Origin of the sequence: Streptococcus sp. KHUD_014 (assembly GCF_051106275.1) — a bacterium.
In the GTDB taxonomy this organism is placed as follows: domain Bacteria; phylum Bacillota; class Bacilli; order Lactobacillales; family Streptococcaceae; genus Streptococcus.
In genome coordinates, this window is the sequence record NZ_CP193666.1 from 718,377 (window position 1) to 739,912 (window position 21,536).

13 protein-coding genes and 1 other annotated feature are annotated in these 21,536 nt (G+C 41.0%); of the genes, 12 read left to right on the plus strand and 1 reads right to left on the minus strand.

Translation table 11 applies throughout. From position 1 onward, the window contains the following. The first annotated feature begins 110 nt into the window (after positions 1 to 110). From ACORHT_RS03530 to ACORHT_RS03540, 3 genes are all read left to right on the plus strand, one after another. Positions 111 to 8,021 (plus strand): SIALI-17 repeat-containing surface protein, encoded by a 7,911-nt coding sequence (locus ACORHT_RS03530; protein WP_434350625.1) that lies wholly within the window; start codon positions 111 to 113, stop codon positions 8,019 to 8,021. A gap of 278 nt (positions 8,022 to 8,299) precedes the next feature. Further along, on the plus strand, positions 8,300 to 9,112 hold the full coding sequence (locus ACORHT_RS03535; protein ID WP_434350626.1) for a phosphate ABC transporter ATPase: 813 nt from the start codon (positions 8,300 to 8,302) through the stop codon (positions 9,110 to 9,112). Positions 9,113 to 9,127: 15 nt separating this feature from the next. After that, positions 9,128 to 9,976: an NAD(P)H-hydrate dehydratase gene (locus ACORHT_RS03540; RefSeq protein WP_434350627.1), complete on the plus strand. Its 849-nt coding sequence runs from the start codon at positions 9,128 to 9,130 to the stop codon at positions 9,974 to 9,976. Between the two features lie 23 nt (positions 9,977 to 9,999). On the opposite strand, the gene ACORHT_RS03545 is transcribed toward ACORHT_RS03540, so the two are convergent. Then, positions 10,000 to 10,185, minus strand: coding sequence for a hypothetical protein (locus ACORHT_RS03545; protein ID WP_434350628.1), 186 nt, complete (start codon positions 10,183 to 10,185; stop codon positions 10,000 to 10,002). A 117-nt stretch (positions 10,186 to 10,302) separates the two neighbouring features. On the opposite strand from ACORHT_RS03545, the gene ACORHT_RS03550 reads away from it, so the two are divergent. The 9 genes from ACORHT_RS03550 to rpmI all read left to right on the plus strand — a co-directional run bounded on the left by ACORHT_RS03550 (position 10,303) and on the right by rpmI (position 21,517). Continuing rightward, positions 10,303 to 12,756 (plus strand): bifunctional DnaQ family exonuclease/ATP-dependent helicase, encoded by a 2,454-nt coding sequence (locus ACORHT_RS03550; RefSeq protein ID WP_434350629.1) that lies wholly within the window; start codon positions 10,303 to 10,305, stop codon positions 12,754 to 12,756. A gap of 32 nt (positions 12,757 to 12,788) precedes the next feature. Further along, positions 12,789 to 14,012 carry an FtsW/RodA/SpoVE family cell cycle protein gene (locus ACORHT_RS03555; protein WP_414321189.1) on the plus strand — a complete coding sequence of 408 codons (1,224 nt, stop codon included), beginning with the start codon at positions 12,789 to 12,791 and terminating at the stop codon, positions 14,010 to 14,012. 10 nt (positions 14,013 to 14,022) lie between these two features. Continuing rightward, entirely contained in the window at positions 14,023 to 14,574 is a 552-nt protein-coding gene (locus tag ACORHT_RS03560; RefSeq protein WP_414321190.1) for a DJ-1 family glyoxalase III, read from the plus strand. A gap of 105 nt (positions 14,575 to 14,679) precedes the next feature. Next, a complete protein-coding gene (locus tag ACORHT_RS03565) occupies positions 14,680 to 15,243 on the plus strand; it encodes an HAD family hydrolase (RefSeq protein ID WP_414321191.1) in 564 nt (187 codons plus the stop codon). 14 nt (positions 15,244 to 15,257) lie between these two features. Continuing rightward, the gene (gene gyrB / locus ACORHT_RS03570; protein ID WP_434350630.1) at positions 15,258 to 17,204 is read left to right on the plus strand and encodes a DNA topoisomerase (ATP-hydrolyzing) subunit B; all 1,947 of its coding nucleotides are present in this window, start codon (positions 15,258 to 15,260) and stop codon (positions 17,202 to 17,204) included. Between the two features lie 81 nt (positions 17,205 to 17,285). After that, on the plus strand, positions 17,286 to 19,013 hold the full coding sequence (gene ezrA, locus ACORHT_RS03575) for a septation ring formation regulator EzrA (RefSeq protein ID WP_434350631.1): 1,728 nt from the start codon (positions 17,286 to 17,288) through the stop codon (positions 19,011 to 19,013). A 115-nt stretch (positions 19,014 to 19,128) separates the two neighbouring features. Further along, positions 19,129 to 20,520: a peptidoglycan-N-acetylglucosamine deacetylase PgdA gene (pgdA, locus tag ACORHT_RS03580; RefSeq protein WP_434350632.1), complete on the plus strand. Its 1,392-nt coding sequence runs from the start codon at positions 19,129 to 19,131 to the stop codon at positions 20,518 to 20,520. 87 nt (positions 20,521 to 20,607) lie between these two features. After that, positions 20,608 to 20,738: a sequence feature (ribosomal protein L20 leader region), on the plus strand. Positions 20,739 to 20,753: 15 nt separating this feature from the next. Further along, complete coding sequence (infC, locus tag ACORHT_RS03585) at positions 20,754 to 21,284, plus strand: translation initiation factor IF-3 (protein ID WP_075230415.1); 531 nt, start codon at positions 20,754 to 20,756, stop codon at positions 21,282 to 21,284. A gap of 32 nt (positions 21,285 to 21,316) precedes the next feature. Continuing rightward, the gene (gene rpmI, locus ACORHT_RS03590) at positions 21,317 to 21,517 is read left to right on the plus strand and encodes a 50S ribosomal protein L35 (RefSeq protein WP_001125942.1); all 201 of its coding nucleotides are present in this window, start codon (positions 21,317 to 21,319) and stop codon (positions 21,515 to 21,517) included. Positions 21,518 to 21,536 lie beyond the last annotated feature (19 nt).

Below are 21,536 nucleotides of genomic sequence, written 5' to 3' on the forward strand. Positions count from 1 at the left end.
GTTAACAATATTTATATCTAAAAATTTAGTGGGCGTTCTGGGAGGAGGTTTATTTTTTAGCAAATAATGTAATCGCTTACTAAATATATAAGAAAGGAAAACAGGATTTAATGGATAAGAGATTTTTTGAAAGACGGTGTCATTTTAGTATTCGTAAATTTGCCATTGGTGCGGCATCTGTCATGATTGGAGCTAGTATATTTGGACTTCAAGTTGCTCAAGCTGCAGAGACAGAAAGTTCTGTTTCTACTGATGCGTCAATCCACCAAGTTGAACCTATTGATAAGCATTCGGAAGACCTAAATTCAGCAATTGCTAATGCAGAAGCAAATGCTGGGAAAGTTAGTTCAACCGAAACAGAGCTAGCGGACAAGGCTGAAGCATCAAAAGCAACTACTGTGGAAAAAGAGTCAGAAGTCTTAACTCCAAAAGTTGAAGATCTAGAAAAAACTGAAACAAGAGTAGGTGAAAATCTTCCGACGAGTCCAAAAGGATCTCCTGAAAAAGCTGTAGCTTTGAAGGATCATGCAGACCAGGTTGATCTGAAAGATTCTTCAATTACTAACAAAGATAAGGAAGAAAAAGCTTCTGCAACTGAATTACCTCAAGTGACAAAAGAGAAGGAAAAAGAAAATCAGCTCCTTGAAGAGAGAAAACAAAATTTCAACAAAGACTGGTATTTTAAATTAAATTCTCAAGGTGATTTTTCTAAGAAAGATGTGGATATTCATGACTGGTCTAAGTTGAACCTTCCTCATGACTGGAGTATCTATTTTGATTTTGACCACAAGTCTCCTGCCCGAAATGAAGGTGGTCAATTAAACGGTGGTACTGCCTGGTATCGTAAGACCTTCACGGTTGACGAAGTTGCCAAGGACAAGGATGTTCGGATCAACTTTGATGGTGTCTACATGGACTCTAAGGTCTATGTAAATGGTAAATTTGTCGGTCATTATCCAAGTGGTTACAATCATTTTTCATACGATATTACTGAATTTTTAAATAAAGATGGTAGTGAAAATACCATTGCTGTCCAAGTTACCAATAAACAGCCAAGTAGTCGTTGGTACTCAGGAAGTGGTATCTATCGTGATGTAACTCTGAGCTATCGCGACAAGGTGCAGGTAGCTGAAAATGGAAATCATATTACAACTCCAAAATTGGCTGAACAAAAAGATGGCAATGTTGAAACACAAATCCAAAGCAAGATTAAAAATACTGCCAAGACATTAGCCAAGGTATTTGTAGAGCAACAGATTTTTACTAAGGAAGGTAAAGCTGTTTCAGATTTGGTTCGTTCTGTAACTAAGAGCCTAGCAGGAAATGAGACAGCTGACTTTAAGCAAACGATTTTAGTTAATAAGCCAACCCTCTGGACAACCAAAAGTTATCATCCTCAGCTCTATGTTCTGAAAACTAAGGTTTATAAAGATGGTCAGCTAGTTGATGTGACAGAAGATACTTTTGGTTATCGTTATTTTAACTGGACAGCCAAAGAAGGATTCTCTTTGAACGGTGAGAGAATGAAATTCCATGGAGTTAGTATCCACCATGATAACGGTGCCTTGGGGGCAGAAGAAAACTATAAGGCAACCTACCGTAAATTAAAACTTCTGAAAGATATGGGAGTTAACTCTATCCGTACAACCCACAATCCAGCAAGTCCACAGTTGCTTGATGCTGCGGCAAGTCTAGGACTTTTGGTGCAAGAAGAAGCCTTTGATACTTGGTATCGTGGTAAGAAAACGTATGACTATGGACGTTTCTTTGACCAAGATGCAACTCACCCAGAAGCCAAGAAGGGTGAAAAGTGGTCTGATTTTGACCTTAGAACCATGGTCGAACGAGATAAAAATAATCCTTCAATCATCATGTGGTCACTCGGTAATGAGGTTGATGAGGCTGATGGTGGAGCTCGTTCACTAGAAATAGCCAAGCGTTTGAAAGCTGTCATCAAAGCTATCGATACAGAACGCTATGTGACCATGGGTGAAAACAAATTCAGTAGTAGATCTACAGGTTTGTTCTTAGAATTAGCTGCAATCATGGATGCTGTTGGTATGAACTACGGTGAGCGTAATTATGATGCAGTTCGTAAAGCGCATCCAGACTGGTTGATTTATGGTTCTGAAACTTCTTCAGCGACTCGAACTCGAGATTCTTATTTTGATCCTGCTCATTTACTCTGGCACGACAATCGTCCAAATCGTCACTATGAACAATCAGACTATGGTAATGACCGTGTAGCCTGGGGTAGAACAGCTACTGAATCTTGGACCTTTGACCGTGATCGTGCTGGCTATGCAGGTCAGTTTATCTGGACTGGTTTCGACTATATCGGTGAGCCTACACCATGGCATAACCAAGATAATACACCAGTGAAAAGCTCTTACTTTGGTATCATTGATACGGCAGGCTTGCCTAAGAATGATTTCTACCTATACCGTAGTGAATGGTATAGTGCCAAAGAAAAACCAACTGTTCGCATCATGCCTCACTGGAATTGGACAGAAGAAACACTCAAGGAACGCAATATGCTCATCAATGGCAAGGTTCCAGTTCGGACCTTCTCAAATGCAGCCAGCGTAGAATTACTTCTGAACAACAAATCTCTTGGTAAGAAAGAATTTGTTAAGAAAACAACTGAAGATGGTCGCCCTTATCACGAGGGAGCCAAACCAAGTGAATTGTATCTTGAGTGGTTGGTTGACTATAAACCAGGTACCTTAACAGCTATTGCCCGTGATGAAAATGGTAAAGAAATTGCGCGTGATAGTGTAACAACAGCAGGGGAGCCAGCTAGAGTTCGACTCACCAAGGAAGAACATGTCATCACTGCAGACGGAAAAGATTTGTCTTATATCCATTATGAAATCGTCGATGAAGATGGCAATGTCGTTCCAACCGCTAATAATCTGGTTCATTTCAATCTTCATGGCCAAGGACAAATCGTTGGTGTGGACAATGGAGAACAAGCTAGCCGTGAACGCTACAAAGCTCAGAAAGATGGCACATGGCAAAGAAAAGCATTCAATGGTAAAGGTGTTGTCATTGTTAAATCTACCGAAAAAGAAGGGAAATTTACCCTTTATGCGGATTCTGCAGGTTTAGCTTCTGATCAGGCAACAGTCGCAACTGTTTCCGGTAAAAAAGAAAATCGTCACTTTGTCGCTTTTGCCCCTGTTAAGGCAAGAACTGATGTCAGTGAAAATCCTAAACTACCAGAGACAGTGACAGCTATTTATAGTGATGGTAGTGTCGAAGAAAAAGCAGTAACTTGGGATATCCCAGATGATCTCCTTACGAGTGCTGGTGAGAAAAAAGTTCTTGGTAATGTTGAAGGACTCGAAGCTAAGGCTGAAGCCCTTGTCAAGGTAGTTGCGCTCGATAAGTGGTTGCCTAAGGTAGCAACAGTCCCAGTTGGCACAGCTGTGGAAGATTTGGACAAGACTGTTACGGCTGTTTTGTCAGACGGAAACTTAGTTGATGCAGATGTCGTTTCTTGGACCTTGAAAGATCCTGCTGCCTTGACAAAAGAAGGTGGACGTACGGAAGCAACTGGTAAACTGGAAGGCAATGACTATGAGGTGACTGCAACCTTTATCGCAAGTGACAAAGAAATCGAAAGTACTGTTACAGGTCTCACGGTTGGTGACAAGGCTCTTGAAAACTTTGAACCTGGAAAGACCTACTACCGAGTGTCCCTTCCTTATACTGCTAAAATCCCAAGTGTTGGAGCACAGACAACCGGCTATCAGGTAACAGTTCAACAGGCTTCAGCAGCTAATGATTATCAGGCTTCTGTATTCTTGAGTGACCAGAAGGGCAATTTAGTTCAAACTTACTTGATTCAATTTGTGAAAGAAGCTCCTGCCTTGACACGCTTGGAAGTAAGTGTAGAAGGTAAAGAAAATGCAACAGAAGATCAAGTCCTCCCTTATCATGTCATTGGACATTACGAAGATGGTTCACAGAGTGAATTTTCAGCGTCAGATATCCATTTGGAAGCTAAGTCAGCTGATGGTGCTCATCTTGAGGTGAATGGTCAGAATTTGCTTCTTTACAAGAAAGGTAGTGTAACCCTCACTCCTCGTATTGACAATCAAACTGATAAGACTCAATCTGTAGCCACTGAATTTGTGATAAAAGAAAATACAGTAGACAAGAAAATTGTCAAGCTTCATCCAGTAACTATCTCTACAGATATCAATCAGCAACCGAATTTACCTAGTCAAGTTGGAGCAGATTTTGATAAGGGCTTGCCTCGTAAGGTAACTGTAACTTGGGACAAGGTAGATGCAAAAGATCTGAGCTACTATCATAGCTTTACCCTTAAAGGTCATGTAGAAGGCACAGACATTGAAGCTCTTGCCAACGTGACTGTTGAAGGTTTGCAGGTTGCAGAAGAAATCAGTTTAACTCTACCTAAGGGTGAAACTGTTCAATTGCCAGCTAGCGTCCGTGCTTATCATTCAAATGGAACAACTGTCTATAAAGATGTCGTTTGGGATAAGGTTCCTGAAAACTTTAGTCAGACTGAAGGTATCTATGAAATCAAGGGTCAATTAGTGGGTAGCCATCTGACTACCAAGGCTCATATTCGTGTTTCTAGTCAAGTTGTTGCTGGAAATAACATCTCTAAACAATGGACTGGTTCTCAATTGCCAGCGGCTATCGTGTCCAATACGGGTGGTGATGATTCGGCAAGTACTTTGAACGACTTGACAGTTTCAAGAGCCAGTACAGATGTTAAGAATCGATGGACTACATGGCAAACAGGTACTGATAATGACTGGGTATCTATCTTGTTTGGTAACTCTGGTGATTTGACCAAGCGCTTTGTCGACAATCTATCAGTTGATTTCTATACAGACGGGGCAATCGGACTTCCAAAAGAATATGTCATCGAATATTATGTCGGTCAAGAAGTTCCAGATCTTCCAAATGATGTCAATAATGCTCAGCGTGATACCAACCATCCATTCAACAATGCTGCCAACTGGAAAGAAGTTGAACATCTCAAAGCTCCAGGACAATTATCTGCAGGTCAAACAAACCACTTTACATTTGATAAGGTTGAGACCTATGCTGTTCGTATGCGTATGAAGAAAGCAGATGGAACTGCTGGTGTTGGTTTGACAGAAATCACTATTTTAGGAAGTAAAGTTCCAAGTGCTACCAGCTCAGAAATTTCTATCCAAGTAGATGGTAAGAAGCTTGAGCATTTCAATCCGTCTAAGACAGATTATTATATTCCTCAAGCAAGCAAGGAAATCACTGCAACAGCCAGCAACAATGGTGTGGTGACAGTTGTTCCTGCAACAAGTGAAAAAGGTGCGACACGCCTTATCTTGAAAGCAGAAGACGGAACCATCTTGAAAGAATATCGCATCTTCCGTGATGATGAAAAAGAAACAACACAACCAGTAGCTGCGGAAAATAGTGCTCAGACCTTGAATGTTGGTGATCAACTTCAATTGCCTGCAGAGGTAACAGTCTACTATCCATCACAGACTGGCTGGGTTAAGGCTAACCTTTCTGTCCAATGGGATGCAGTGCCAGAACATGCGACTGCACAAGAAGGTAGTTTTGAAGTCCTTGGTCATGTTCTAGGAACAGACTTAACAACCAAGATGCAAGTAACAGTTGTTACAAAAGGTAATCAAGTCATTTCAGAAAATGCAAGCAATAATGCAACTGATTCTAAAGCCTTTGCGTCTACTACAAATGATACACAAGCAGCTTCTCGGGATAAGATTTTCTATATCAACGATGGGCACTTTAACGAGGATGGACGTTGGACTAACTGGTCTCGTACTCCGAAGGACCAAGAAACATCTGTGGGAATTCTCTTTAAGAAGAATGGCCAGATTACACCTCAGTCTGTTGGAAAAGTAGCCATTCAATTCTTCAAAGACAGTGGAACAGACGCACCAGCAAAAATGGTACTGGAAAGATATGTTGGTCCTGCCTATACAGAACCAAGTACCATTTCTCGTTATGAAGAAAATGCGGATCATCCATTTAACAAGGCAGAAAACTGGCAAGAAATTCCATATAAGGCATCTGGAGAAATCGTGGCTGGTAAGCCAATTGAATTTACCTTTGATCCGATTGAGACAACAGCCATTCGAGCACGTATGACTCGTAAATCGACAACTAATGGTCTAGCAATGGTCGAGTTTAGTGCCTACTCTCCTGCTAAAGTAAGAGATGAGGAAACACCTTCAGTGACTATTTCGGTTGCTGGAAAAGCATTGGAAAACTTTGATCCTGAGGTTTCAGATTATACAGTGAGCTTAAATGGCACTAAACCACAGGTGACTGCTCAAGCAAGTGGTCACGGTGTGACAACGGTTGTTGAGTCTAGTCAGGATAACCTTCCTACTCTTGTCCGTCTTCTTGCTAAGGATGGTAGTCTTGTCAAGGAATATCGTATTCACTTCAAGGCTAGTCACCGTATAGTTCCTGAAGAAGGCGACCAAAGTCCTGTTCTCGAACGACCAAGTCTAGAAGTTGTGAAGACTCCAATTCTATTTAAAGAAATCATCCGTGAAAATAATGATTTAGCTCAAGATGAACGTCGTGTAATCTCAGAAGGTAAGAACGGTGAAAGAGTTGATTATGTTGAGGTCTTAGGATCTAACCGTACAACTGTTCATACAGATACGACTGAGGCGCAAGATCGAATTGTTGAAGTTAAGGTCAAACCTGTCATTACTACTAGCAAAGGTGACGAGCCAGCACCAGTCGTAGAAGTTCCAGAATTTGAGGGCGGCGTCAATGCTGCTGAAGCTGCCAAGCATGAGTTGCCAGAATACACAGATGCAATTGGGACAGCAGGTGACGAGCCAGCACCAGTCGTAGAAGTTCCAGAATTTGAGGGTGGCGTCAATGCAGTAGAAGCTGCTAAGAATGAGTTGCCAGAGTACACAGATGCAATCGGCACAGTAGGCGACGAGCCAGCTCCAGTGGTAGAAGTCCCAGAATTTGAGGGTGGTGTTAATGCTGTAGAAGCCGCTAAGAATGAGTTGCCAGAATACACAGATGCAATCGGCACAGTAGGCAACGAGCCAGCTCCGGTAGTAGAAGTTCCAGAATTTGAGGGTGGCGTCAATGCAGTAGAAGCGGCTAAGAATGAGTTGCCAGAATACACAGATGCAATCGGCACAGTAGGCGACGAACCAGCTCCAGTAGTAGAAGTCCCAGAATTTGAGGGTGGCGTCAATGCTGTGGAAGCCGCTAAGAATGAGTTGCCAGAATACACAGATGCAATCGGCACAGTAGGCGACGAGCCAGCACCAGTAGTAGAAGTCCCAGAATTTGAAGGTGGTGTCAATGCAGTAGAAGCCGCTAAGAACAAAGTCCCAGAATTTACAGGTGGGGTCAATGCTGTGGAAGCCGCTAAGAATGAATTACCAGAGTACACAGGAACATTGGCTACAGTGGGAAATGAGCCAGCTCCAAGTGTGGAAAAACCAGCTGCAGAGGTTCAAATCTTATCTGATAAGGAAACTGGAGTTTTGGTAGCAGGACTATCTCAAGACTTGGATGCTAATCTCAAGCTTCAAGTTCAAAAGGTTCTACGCCAAGAATTAGCTGGTAAACACTACGATGCTTATCAAGTGAAATTGCTGGCTAAAGATAACCAAATGGTTGATCCAAAAGGTGCAGTTCTAGTGAGATTGCCAGTCAAGGGTCAGGTTCAAGAGGTTTATCACATGAGCTTAGATCAAGGTTTGCAGGTTCAAAAGGTGACGCTAGTAGGTGACACAGTTGAATTTGTCACCAAAGATCTAGGACTTTATGCGATTGTCTATAAAGAACAAAACCAAGAACCAGTTGAATCGGCTCATGGACAGGTAGTTAATGGAGAGGTCCTTGAAAATACTTCAGGAAAAGCAAGTTCAGCAAGACTTCCAGAAACAGGTGAAAGTCAATCTGATACAACTGCCTTCCTAGCAAGTCTCAGTCTTGTTTTATCAGTAGCTCTACTAACTGTTAAACGTAAAGAAAAGTAAGACTGATAACTCCCAACTATAAAAAAGCTAATCGTTATAAATGAAGAGGCTAGGACAAAAGTCCTAGCCTCTCGATTGTCTTTGGATTGCCGAGTAAGTCGCAGTGGTTGAGTGGGCTTTACTATGCTGATTTCATCAGCTTTTATAGCCCTACTCAACTGTGCGGAGGTGGGACGACGAAATCGAATTCTAACGAATTACCGATTTCTGTTCCACTCTCTTTATTAATTGGGTAGTGAGGTGTATAATGAAAGTAGGAAAATTTGAGGAGAAGGAATATGCTTGTAAAAGTTTGTAATGCAGATTATAGTCTCCAGTGGAATGGGACGTATCAATTTGCTCTTGAAAACTATCCTCAGATTCAAGAATGGGAATTGGAGAAGCTGGCAAAGTTTATTGCTTATGAACAGGACCATCATCGTCAGACCATTGTGGAATGTGAGAATCTTGAATTAAAAATACAAATTCATGATTACTTGCAAGAGCATAGCTTTTTTCCTCCCTACAGACCAAGTCATCAGCTTGTAGCTTCTACCTATGATGTCCAGAAAAAGTTGGTTACTTCAGAATATTGTAGTCATACTTGTACAGTTGAGGTGGCTCAGGCTATTTTTCAGACTGGAAAACTCATGTCAGCGGTTAAAGTATTTGGTAAAAGTGGGGCTGAGCTAGTTACAGATAGTCGTAATGCAGCTTCTGATCCAGCAGACTATTTTGACTATATCATGTTTGGATGGTCTAATACGACTTCGGGTTACCGACTCGCTATGGAGCGTTTGTTAGGACGGGCACCTTCTGAGGAGGAATTGCAAGAAAAGTTCATTCCTGGCGTTAGTTTTCATTTCCTGTATGAAGAATTAATTCAAGCGCCAGGTTATATCTTTGATGGCTATCACGTTGCGAAGGTAAGGGATAGTTTAGATTTGGATACCTTTCTTTATTTGTGTATTATTCCTTCGAAAGATAAGGCTTGTTTTGAAGGTTTGCTGCCTAGTAAATTACAAGATAGAGTGATTTATCTAGACTATGAGGGAGAAGGGTTACAGGCTTGGAATACCAAGGTTAATCAAGTGCTACATGGTAAGGATTAGTTGAAGGAGTAGTGTATGAAAGAGATTGATCAAGCTCTACTGAAAAAAGTGATCATCGAGCGTCCTCGTTCTAGTCATAAGGGAGACTACGGTCGTCTTCTCTTGATCGGGGGAACTTATCCCTATGGGGGAGCGATTATTATGGCTACTTTAGGGGCGGTTAGAAGCGGCGCAGGCTTAGTGACAGTAGCAACGGATAAAGAGAATATTTCAGCTCTACATAGCCATCTGCCAGAGGCTATGGCTTTTGACCTTGATGATAAGCAATTATTGGAGCAACAGTTGCAGAAGGCTAGTATTGTCTTGGTTGGACCTGGGCTAGTGGATGATGAGCGTGGAGAAGAGCTTCTCCAAACAGTCTTTCATCATTCAAATCAAGACCAGACTCTCATACTGGATGGTGGCGCCCTATCTATTTTAGCGAAGGTTGAAATGAAATTTCCTAAAGCACATCTAGTTTTAACTCCTCACCAAAGGGAATGGCAAATCTTGTCAGGCTTAGATTTGGATTCCCAAGGAAGCAAGGAAACAGGAGAGGCTTTGAAGAGCTTTCCTTCAGGAACGATTTTAGTCCAAAAAGGTCCTGCGACTCGAATCTGGCAAGCTGGACAAGTTGATTGTTATCAGCTGACTGTCGGTGGCCCCTATCAGGCAACTGGAGGAATGGGGGATACTCTGGCTGGGATGATCGCTGGCTTTGCAGGCCAATTTCCACAAGTTAGTCTCTATGAAAGAGTGACAGTAGCGACCTATCTACATTCAGCAATTGCCCAAGAACTGGCTGAGGACAATTTTGTAGTTCTGCCAACCACGATTAGTCAACATATACCAGCCTTCATGAAGAGGATACAAAAAGACACCTGAGGTTTTCAGGTGCCTTTTAAGGATTAGAAGAGTCCTTTGACCTTATCAACAAGATTACCGATTCCTTCTGATCCTGAAACCAAAGCTTGTGCTTGGTTAAGATAATCACCGAGTTGGTCCTTGTTTTCTTCGACAAAGGTTTTTGCAGCAGCCAAATCTTTCTTCTCGATTAGTTCTTTTACTTGATTAAACAGATCTAATGGGTTCATGATGTCCCTCCTTTTCTACACTTATATTCAATCATTTTTATAAAAACTTGCAAGAAACTTGACCCTTCCAATAAAGTTCATGGGTGTCAAATTGTGTAAATTTTGATATAATTTTTAATGATGAATTTTAGAAATGATCGGTACGTGGTCGTGGATTTAGAGGCGACCAGTACCGGAAGCAAGGCAAAAATTATCCAAGTAGGAATCGTGGTCATTGAAAATGGCGAGATTGTTGACCAATATGCCACGGATGTCAATCCCCACGAACCCTTGGATTCTCATATCAAAGAATTAACGGGTTTGACCGATCAGCGACTGGCAGAGGCACCAGAGTTTTCTCAGGTTGCTGGAAAAATTTTTGACTTGGTCAAGGACGGTGTTTTTGTTGCGCACAATGTTCAGTTCGATGCCAATTTGTTGGCAGAATTCCTCTTTTTTGAAGGATATGAATTGCGCACGCCTCGTATCGATACAGTGGAGTTAGCTCAGGTATTTTATCCTCAGCTTGAAAAATATAATCTCGGTATTCTTTGTCAAGAGTTGGGTATTTCACTAGAAAAAGCCCATACTGCCTTATCAGATGCCCAAGCAACAGCAGAACTCTTTCTCTGTATGCGACAAAAAATGTTTCAATTGCCAAAAGGCTTATTGGAGCGCTTGTTAAGTTTGTCAGATGGTTTATTATATGAGTCTTATCTGGTCATTGAGGAAGTTTGTCAGAATCAGTCCATCCTAGTTGAACATGACTTGGTAGAGGTGCAAGGTTTATTTTTAAGAAAAGAAAAGCCAGCCCTTTCTCCACGAAAACTATCAAAAGATTTCCAGACCAATATTGCCTTGTTGGATTTGGAAGATAGAGCTCTGCAAGCTAGCTTTGCTCAAAAGGTTCAAGATTTTCTACAGAATGAGAAAATTGCCTTTGTGCAAGCTCAGACTGGAATTGGGAAAACCTACGGCTATCTCCTGCCAGCCTTATCACTAGAAAACGAAAAAGGAATCCTGCTTAGTGTTCCTACTAAAGTTTTACAAAATCAAGTGATGCAAGAAGAGGCTCGTAGATTGGAAGAGGTCTTTCACCTTTCGATTCATAGTCTGAAAGGACCACAAAATTACTTAAAACTAGATGCCTTTCATGCAACGCTAGAGGAAGAAGAGTCCAATCGCTTGTACACACGTTTCAAGATGCAACTCCTAGTTTGGTTGACTGAAACAGAAACTGGAGATCTAGACGAGATTGGCCAGCTTTACCGTTACCAGCAATTTTTGCCAAACTTGGTGCATGATGGTAATCTTCCCAAAGCTTCTCTCTTTTGGTTGGAGGATTTTTGGAGACGGGGGCAGAAAAAAGCTCGCTCTTGCCAGCTACTTGTGACCAATCATGCTTATCTCGTTACCCGACTTGAGGACGATCCCAGTCTACTAGAGGGCCGTCTCTTGATCTTGGATGAGGCTCAGAAGATCTTATTAACTTTGGAAAATCTTTCGCAGAAGAGTTTCGTTTTAAACGACATAGTAGACCAACTAGATCAAGCCTTAGTTCGCGAAAAAGGGACGCTTCAGAGACGCTTGATGGAGAGTATTCGCTTTGAGCTTTGTCACTTGATGGACCAGTTCCTATCAGGCAAACGAAGAATGTGCCCTGCGACAACAATGGCACAACTCCAACAGGATTTCTCTGAGTTAGACGTTCAAGGTTTCCAGGACTATCAGCGCTTTTTCTGCACTGATGGAGAATTTTGGCTATCAGCCTCAGACTTGTCTAGCAAGAAGGTTGTCATTTCTTCCAGTCGCAATCAACGTCTGCTCTTTTCTGAAATTTTTCCAGAGACTTGTCAACTCTTAGCTGTCTCTGCAACTTTGGAAATTAGTAGCAGAGTATCTTTACCAGAACTAATGGGATTTCCGCATGCAGCTTTTGACCGACTGGAAGAGAATTTTCAAGAAAATCAAGAAATTTTGGTTGTCAAGGATTTTCCATTGGTGACAGAAACCTCCCAAGAAGACTATGCCCAGGCTCTTGTAGAAGTTCTGGAAGATTTGTCCTATCTTGAAGAACCCATGCTCGTTTTATTCACTTCAAAAGACCTTTTGTTGCAGGTATCAGACTCTTTATCTCTTTCTCATTTAGCCCAATATAAGAACGGGGATCCGGCTCAACTCAAGAAACGGTTTGAAAGAGGAGACTCTCAACTCTTACTAGGGACAGGAAGTTTTTGGGAGGGAGTTGATTTTGCGACTCACCCTCGAGTGATTGAAGTGGTGACACGCCTGCCCTTCCAAAATCCAGAAGATCCCTTTACGAAAAAAATGAATCAGGAACTGCGTCTGGAAGGGAAAAATCCTTTCTATGACTATCAACTGCCAATGGCTATTATTCGCCTCAAACAAGCAATTGGTAGAACCATGCGTCGTCTAGGGCAACGCTCCTCTGTCCTTATCTTGGATAGCCGAATGACAAGCAAGCGATATGGAAAGCAGATTGGCAAGGCCTTGTCACAGACTAGTCGAGTGAGAGAAGTTGGCAAAGAGCAAGTATTCTCAAAAGTTCAAGAATTTTTACACACAAAATAAAATAAACATCTGAAAGAATGAAGGAGACCTTTATGAAACGTTCTCTCGACTCTCGGGTCGATTATAGTTTGATTTTACCAGTATTTTGTTTGCTGGTGACTGGAGTGGTAGCTATTTACATTGCTGTCAGCCATGACTATCCACATAATATCTGGCCTATTCTCGGTCAGCAACTAGCATGGATCGTATTGGGAATTGTTATCAGCTTTGTAGTCATGTTCTTTAATACAAAATTTTTATGGCAGGCGACTCCCTATCTTTATGCCCTAGGTCTAGTCCTCATGGTCTTGCCTTTGGTTTTCTATAATCCTAGTTTGGTCGCAGCAACAGGGGCAAAAAACTGGGTGTCAATCGGTGGAGTGACACTTTTCCAACCTTCCGAGTTCATGAAAATTTCCTATATTCTGATCTTGGCTCGGGTCATTGTTCAATTCACACAGAAACACAAGGAAAGTGAACGAACGATTCCTTTAGACTTCCTCTTGATACTGTGGATGATTGTCTTTACGCTACCAGTTTTAGTTTTACTGGCCCTGCAGAGTGACCTAGGAACGGCCCTGGTCTTTGTCGCCATCTTTGCTGGACTGGTCTTGCTTTCTGGGGTATCATGGAAAATCATCATTCCAGTTATTGTAACAACTGTATCGGGAATCGCAGGATTTTTGGCAATTTTCATCACAAAAGATGGGCGTGCTTTCATGCATCAAATTGGGATGCCAACCTATCAGATTAACCGTATCCTTGCCTGGCTCAATCCCTTTGATTATGCTCAGACGACCACCTATCAACAGGCGCAAGGGCAAATCGCTATCGGTAGTGGAGGCTTGTTTGGTCAAGGATTTAATGTATCCAATCTCCTCATTCCCGTTCGTGAGAGTGATATGATTTTTACAGTCATTGCAGAAGATTTTGGTTTTATCGGCTCTGTCCTCGTAATTACGCTTTATCTCCTACTTATCTATCGAATGCTAAAAATCACTCTCAAGTCCAATAATCAATTTTATACCTACATTTCAACTGGATTTATTATGATGCTCTTGTTCCATATCTTTGAAAATATCGGTGCAGTAACAGGTCTCCTTCCTCTGACAGGGATTCCTCTGCCGTTCATTTCCCAAGGGGGCTCAGCCATTATCAGTAATCTAATTGGTGTTGGTTTGCTTCTATCGATGAGTTATCAAACGCATCTAGCCGAAGAAAAGAGCGGTAAGACAAGATTTAAACGGAAGAAAGTTGTTTTGAAAAAAGTTAAATAAGGAGTAAATCATGGCTAAAGTAGCAGTTATCTTAGCAGATGGCTTTGAAGAAATCGAAGCCCTAACAGTTGTGGACGTATTACGTCGTGCCAATATTACTTGTCATATGGTTGGTTTTGAAGCCCAAGTGACAGGATCACATGCCATCCAAGTACAAGCAGATCGTGTGTTTGATGGTGATTTATCTGACTACGACTTGATTGTCTTACCAGGAGGTATGCCAGGATCAGCAAATTTACGCGATCATGAACTTTTGATTGCTGAACTTCAAAAATGTGAACAAGTCGGTAAAAAAATAGCTGCCATCTGTGCAGCACCAATTGTACTGAATCGAGCTGGACTCCTCAAGGATAAAGGGTTCACCTGCTATGATGGTGTCCAAGAGCAAATTGCTGATGGTCACTATCGCAAGGAAACAGTTGTTGTCGACGGTCAGTTAACAACTAGTCGCGGTCCAGCTACTGCACTTGCCTTTGCTTATAACCTAGTGGAACAACTTGGTGGCGATGCAAATGGTTTGAGAGAAGCTATGCTTTATCGTGATGTATTTGGTTTAGATTAAGTGAAACGAGAAGAATCTGTCTATTAAAGGTTTCTTCTCGTTTTTTACTGTTAAAATAGAAGGAAATCGTCGCTTTTTTCATAAAAAAATGCTATAATGAAGGGTATGAAATATCACGATTACATCTGGGATTTAGGTGGAACTCTACTTGATAATTATGAGACTTCGACCGCGGCTTTTGTGGAAACATTAGCTCAATTTGGAATCGAAAAAGATCATGATAGCGTTTATGAAGCCTTGAAAGTGTCAACCGCTTTTGCGATTGACCGTTTTGCCCCAACAATAGAGAATTTTTTAGAAAAATACAAGGAAAACGAAGCGCGAGAGCTTGAACATCCTGCCTTGTTTGAGGGAGTACCGGCCTTATTGGAGGAGATCTCAGATCAGGGAGGACGGCACTTTTTAGTTTCGCATCGCAATGACCAAGTTTTGGAAATCCTTGAAAAGACTGGTATTTCCAGCTATTTTACAGAGGTGGTAACAGCTAGTTCTGGCTTCAAGAGAAAACCCAATCCAGAGTCAATGATTTATTTGCGAGATAAGTACAAGATAAGCTCTGGCATCGTTATTGGTGATCGACCTATAGATATTGAAGCTGGACAAGCAGCTGGCTTAGCGACACATCTCTTTGAAAATATCGTGACATTGAGACAAGTATTAGACATGTAAGAAAAAGGAAAAAAATGACAGAAGAAATCAAAAAACAACAGGCACAGGATTATGATGCCAGTCAGATTCAAGTTTTGGAAGGTCTGGAAGCCGTTCGTATGCGTCCTGGTATGTATATCGGATCAACTGCCAAAGAAGGACTTCATCACCTTGTCTGGGAAATTGTAGATAACTCTATCGATGAGGCCTTAGCAGGATTTGCTAGCCACATCCAAGTCTTTATTGAACCAGATAATTCGATTACGGTTGTCGATGATGGACGTGGGATTCCAGTTGATATCCAAGAAAAAACTGGTCGACCTGCTGTTGAGACAGTCTTTACCGTTCTTCATGCCGGGGGTAAATTTGGCGGTGGCGGATACAAGGTTTCAGGTGGACTCCACGGTGTAGGTTCATCCGTTGTAAATGCCCTCTCAACTCAATTAGATGTTCATGTTCATAAAAATGGAAAAATCCATTATCAAGAATACCGTCGTGGGCATGTAGTAGCAGACCTTGAAGTGGTCGGCGAAACGGATCGTACTGGAACAACCGTTCACTTCACACCAGATCCAGAGATTTTTACAGAAACGACTGAGTTTGACTTTGACAGATTAAACAAACGGGTGCAGGAACTTGCTTTCCTTAACCGTGGTCTTCAGATTTCTATTACAGATAAACGAGAAGGTCAAGAGCAAACCAAGCATTACCATTACGAAGGTGGGATTGCGAGCTACGTTGAGTACATCAATGAAAACAAGGATGTCATTTTTGAAAACCCAATCTACACAGATGGTGAAATGGATGACATCACAGTAGAAGTTGCTATGCAGTACACAACGGGTTACCATGAAAATGTCATGAGTTTCGCCAACAACATCCATACCCATGAAGGTGGAACCCATGAACAAGGTTTCCGTACAGCCTTGACTCGTGTCATTAACGACTACGCTCGTAAAAACAAACTCCTAAAAGATAACGAGGATAACCTTACAGGTGAGGACGTCCGTGAAGGATTGACTGCTGTTATCTCTGTGAAGCATCCAAATCCTCAGTTTGAAGGACAAACGAAAACTAAACTTGGAAATAGTGAAGTTGTAAAGATTACCAACCGACTCTTTAGTGAAGCATTTTCAGACTTCCTAATGGAAAATCCTCAGATTGCTAAGCGTATCGTTGAAAAAGGGATTCTGGCAGCTAAGGCGCGTGTCGCAGCCAAGCGTGCGCGTGAGGTTACTCGTAAGAAATCTGGTTTAGAGATTTCAAACCTTCCAGGGAAATTAGCAGATTGTTCCTCAAACAATCCAGCTGAAACAGAGCTTTTCATCGTCGAAGGAGACTCAGCGGGAGGTTCTGCAAAGTCTGGTCGTGACCGTGAATTCCAAGCAATTTTACCAATCCGCGGTAAAATCCTCAACGTCGAAAAGGCCAGCATGGATAAGATCCTTGCCAATGAAGAAATCCGTAGCCTTTTCACAGCTATGGGAACAGGCTTTGGTGCGGAATTTGATGTCAGCAAGGCACGTTATCAAAAACTCGTCATTATGACGGATGCCGATGTCGATGGAGCCCATATCCGTACCCTCTTGTTAACCTTGATTTATCGTTATATGAAACCCGTCTTAGAAGCAGGTTATGTTTATATCGCCCAACCACCAATTTACGGTGTTAAGGTCGGCAGTGAAATTAAAGAATACATCCAACCTGGGGCAGATCAAGAAATCCGTCTCCAGGAAGCCTTGGCTCGCTATAGTGAAGGTCGTGCCAAACCAACTATTCAGCGATATAAAGGTCTCGGAGAAATGGATGATCATCAACTTTGGGAAACAACTATGAATCCTGAACATCGTCTCATGGCGCGTGTATCAGTGGATGATGCTGCAGAAGCAGATAAAATCTTTGATATGCTCATGGGTGACCGTGTAGAACCACGTCGAGAATTTATTGAAGAAAATGCTGTTTACAGTACGCTTGACGTCTAAAAAAATTGGGAAATAGTTCCCATGGTTTGAAAAATATGATATAATCATTACAATTGTTTCAAGTATAAAAAGGAGTTTGATATGTCTGATAATCTGTTGATTATTATTATGATTGTAATCGCGACTCTACTGATTATTGCTTATGTTGTAGCGATTTTGTTACGCAAACGCAATGAAGGTAGGCTCGCAGTACTAGAGGGAAGAAAGGAAGAATTATATAACCTTCCAGTAAACGATGAAGTAGAAGCTGTTAAAAATATGCACCTGATTGGTCAAAGTCAGGTTGCCTTTAGAGAGTGGAACCAAAAATGGGTAGACCTATCTCTCAACTCATTTGCTGATATTGAGAACAATCTCTTTGAAGCAGAAGGCTACAATAGTTCTTTCCGCTTCCTGAAAGCTCAACACAAAATTGACCAAATTGAAAGCCAAATTACTCTTATTGAAGAAGATATTGCATCTATCCGAAATGCCTTGGCAGATCTAGAGAAACAAGAATCAAAAAATAGTGGCCGTGTCCTTCATGCTTTAGATTTATTTGAAAGCCTACAAATGACAGTTGCTGAAGATTCTGAAAAATATGGTCAAGCACTTCCTGAAATTGAAAGACAATTGGAGAATATCCAATCAGAGTTTTCTCAGTTTGTAACCTTGAACTCTTCTGGAGATCCAGTTGAGGCAGCAGGAATTTTGGATAATGCTGAAAATCATATCCTCGCCTTGACTCATATTGTGGAGAGAGTTCCTGCAATTGTTGCCAATCTAACAACTGACCTTCCAGACCAACTGGAAGATCTAGAGGCTGGCTATCGTAAGTTGCTTGATGCCAACTATCACTTTGTGGAAACTGACATTGAATCTCGTTTGCAGTTATTGTATGAAGCATTGAAGAACAACCAAGAAAATATCAAAAAATTGGAATTGGATAATGCTGAATATGAAAACACTCAGGTTCAAGAAGAAATCAATGCTCTCTATGATATCTTCACGAGAGAAATTGCTGCACATAAGGTTGTTGAGAACTTGTTAGCAACACTTCCAACCTATCTTAACCACTTAAAAGACAACAATCAGGTCTTGGTGAAAGATATTGAACGCTTGAGCAAAACTTACTTGATGTCTGAGAGTGATGTAAATCACGTCCGTCGTCTTCAAGCAGACCTAGATTCTTTAGATATCACCATCAGCGATATGACCTCAGAACAAGAGGAATATTCTGAAGCCTACTCTGTATTAGAGGAACGTTTAGAAAATGTTCAAGCTACATTAAAAGAAATTGAAGATGATCAAGTTTCAGTTAGCGAACGACTAGTGCAAATTGAAAAAGACGATGTCAACGCTCGTCAAAAGGCAAATGTCTACGTTAATCGCCTCCACACCATTAAGCGATACATGGAAAAGAGAAATCTTCCAGGAATACCACAGAACTTCTTGAAATTGTTCTTTGCAGCTAGCCACAGTACCGAAGACTTGATGGCAGAGTTAGAACAGTCGCAAGTCAACATTGAATCTGTCAACCGTATTCTAGAAATCGCGACTCACGATATGGAAATTCTGGAAACAGAAACATACAGCATCGTACAATATGCTACCTTGACTGAACAATTGCTTCAATACTCTAACCGCTACAGATCATTTGATGAAGGGATTCAACAAGCCTTCCACGAATCTTTAGAAATCTTTGAAAATGCCTTTGATTATCAAGCATCTTTCGAAAAGATTTCCCAAGCTTTGGAAGTAGCTGAACCAGGAGTGACAAATCGCTTCGTTTCTTCTTATGAAAAAACAAGAGAAACTATTCGTTTCTAAACAAAAGAAAGTCCTAGGGAGATCTAGGATTTTTCTTTTACCTTTCTTTTCCTAAAAAATGGACATTTTCCTATTTTTCATTGAAATTATAGTTTTGATTTGATATGATAAGACTATGACAAAAAAGAGAACAAACCGTAGAACAAACGACAAGAAGAAGAGAAATTTATGGATTATTGTAGGGCTTCTATTTTTTACAATCTTGGCATTAGGTGGAACCATCACTTATCAAGTTCTTACCAAGCAAGCTTTTGAACAAAAAATCCAAGCACTGAAAAAAGAAAAAGATGATTCCTATTCACAAGGCAGTCAGAAGGACCATTTTCGTAAGGGGAAGGCAGAGGTTATCACCTACTATCCTATGACAGGAAATAATGTTATTGCTTCTGTAAAGGATATTATTGTAAAAGATATCACAGAGAAGGTAGAAGATAAAGAACATTTGATTTTTTACTATTCTGAAAAAGATTCATCCTCTATCAAAGGTATTGAGAGTCACCTTATAAAAAAACAGGCCTATGACGTAAGTAATTTTAATGTTGTTGAATTGGAAAACACTTCATTGGAACAGCTTTACCTTAAAGAAGATGGTAGTCCTTTCACTCTTGATCAGCTATTTACAGATGCTAGCAAGGCTAAGGAAAAGTTACTAGAGGATATCAAGACCACGCTCCTTGATAAAAAGGTTGAGCAAACGCTTGTTGATCAAGTAATAGCTGATTTTTCAGCTATGGATTTAACGACCTGGAAGTTTGCCTATAAGGATAGCCAGTTGCTTCTTTACCCAGCCAAACAATCGGGTAATGGAGAAGAGATCGCAATGCCGATCTCAAATTTCTTTGATTTTATCGAAGCATCTTACTTAACAGAAAAAGACGCAGAACTTTATAAAACAGTTCAAGCTGAAAAGAATAAAAAAGTAGTTGCTCTTACTTTTGATGATGGACCTGACGGAAATACAACACCACAGGCATTGGACATCTTGGCTAAATACAAGATCAAAGCAACTTTCTTTGTCCAAGGTAAGAACATCGCTGGAAATGAAGCAATTCTTAAACGTATGCAGGCAGAAGGTCATGAAGTTGGAAACCATAGTTGGAATCACCCAGTTTTAACAAAACTGTCATTGGAAGACGCCAAGAAGCAAATTACGGATACAGAAGATGCCATTAAAAATGTCCTTGGAAAAAGTTCAAAATTAATGCGTCCTCCGTACGGTGCGATTTCAGATGATATCCGCAATAGCCTTGATTTAAGCTTTATCTTATGGAATGTGGATAGTCTGGATTGGAAGAGCAAAAATGAAGCATCTATTTTTACAGAAATCCAACACCAAACGAGCGATGGGTCTATTATTTTATTACACGATATCCATCAGCCGTCAGTTAATTCGCTTCCAAAAGTAATTGAGTATTTACAGGAACAAGGCTATAGTTTCGTGACAGTATCAGAGCTACTGAATACTCGTTTGAAGCCACACGAGATTTACTATTCTCGTAATCAATAGATTGTAAGTCAGCAAAAATAGAAAAAATTTTAAAAAAGATAGTTTTTATCTTGACAAGTAGGGGAAAACTTGATATCATATAAAAGTTGAGAAAAGCAGAAGTGAGAACTTCTCGCCTTGCGACTAACGTTGTCTGGCCCCTACGGATCAAGTTTCAGTAATGAACTATAATCATGTAGTGCGGATTTGCGTTAGCAAGTCCGCTCTTGTTTTTCTCTAAACTAAAAAAAGAGGTGAAAACCATAGCAAAGCAAGACTTATTCATCAATGATGAAATTCGTGTACGTGAAGTTCGCTTAATCGGTCTTGAGGGTGAGCAATTAGGTATCAAACCACTTGGTGAAGCGCAAGCACTTGCGGATGAAGCGAACGTGGACTTGGTTCTTATTCAACCTCAAGCTAAACCTCCTGTTGCTAAAATTATGGACTATGGCAAGTTCAAATTTGAGTACCAGAAGAAACAAAAAGAGCAACGCAAAAAACAAAGCGTTGTGACCGTGAAAGAAGTTCGTTTGAGCCCTGTTATCGACAAGGGAGATTTCGAAACTAAACTTCGCAATGCTCGCAAGTTCCTTGAAAAAGGGAACAAAGTGAAGGTATCCATTCGCTTTAAAGGGCGTATGATCACCCATAAAGAGATTGGTGCAAAAGTTTTAGCCGAGTTTGCTGAGGCAACACAAGATATCGCTATCATCGAACAACGTGCTAAAATGGATGGTCGCCAAATGTTCATGCAGTTGGCACCAGCAACTGACAAAAAATAATTGTCAGAAAGTTAAATAAAGGAGAAAAAATCATGCCAAAACAAAAAACACACCGCGCATCAGCTAAACGTTTCAAACGTACAGGTTCTGGTGGACTTAAACGTTTCCGTGCTTACACATCTCACCGTTTCCACGGAAAAACTAAAAAACAACGTCGTCATCTTCGTAAAGCATCTATGGTGCATTCAGGAGATTTCAAACGTATCAAAGCAATGCTTACTCGCTTGAAATAATCGCGTATTTGTAAGTAAA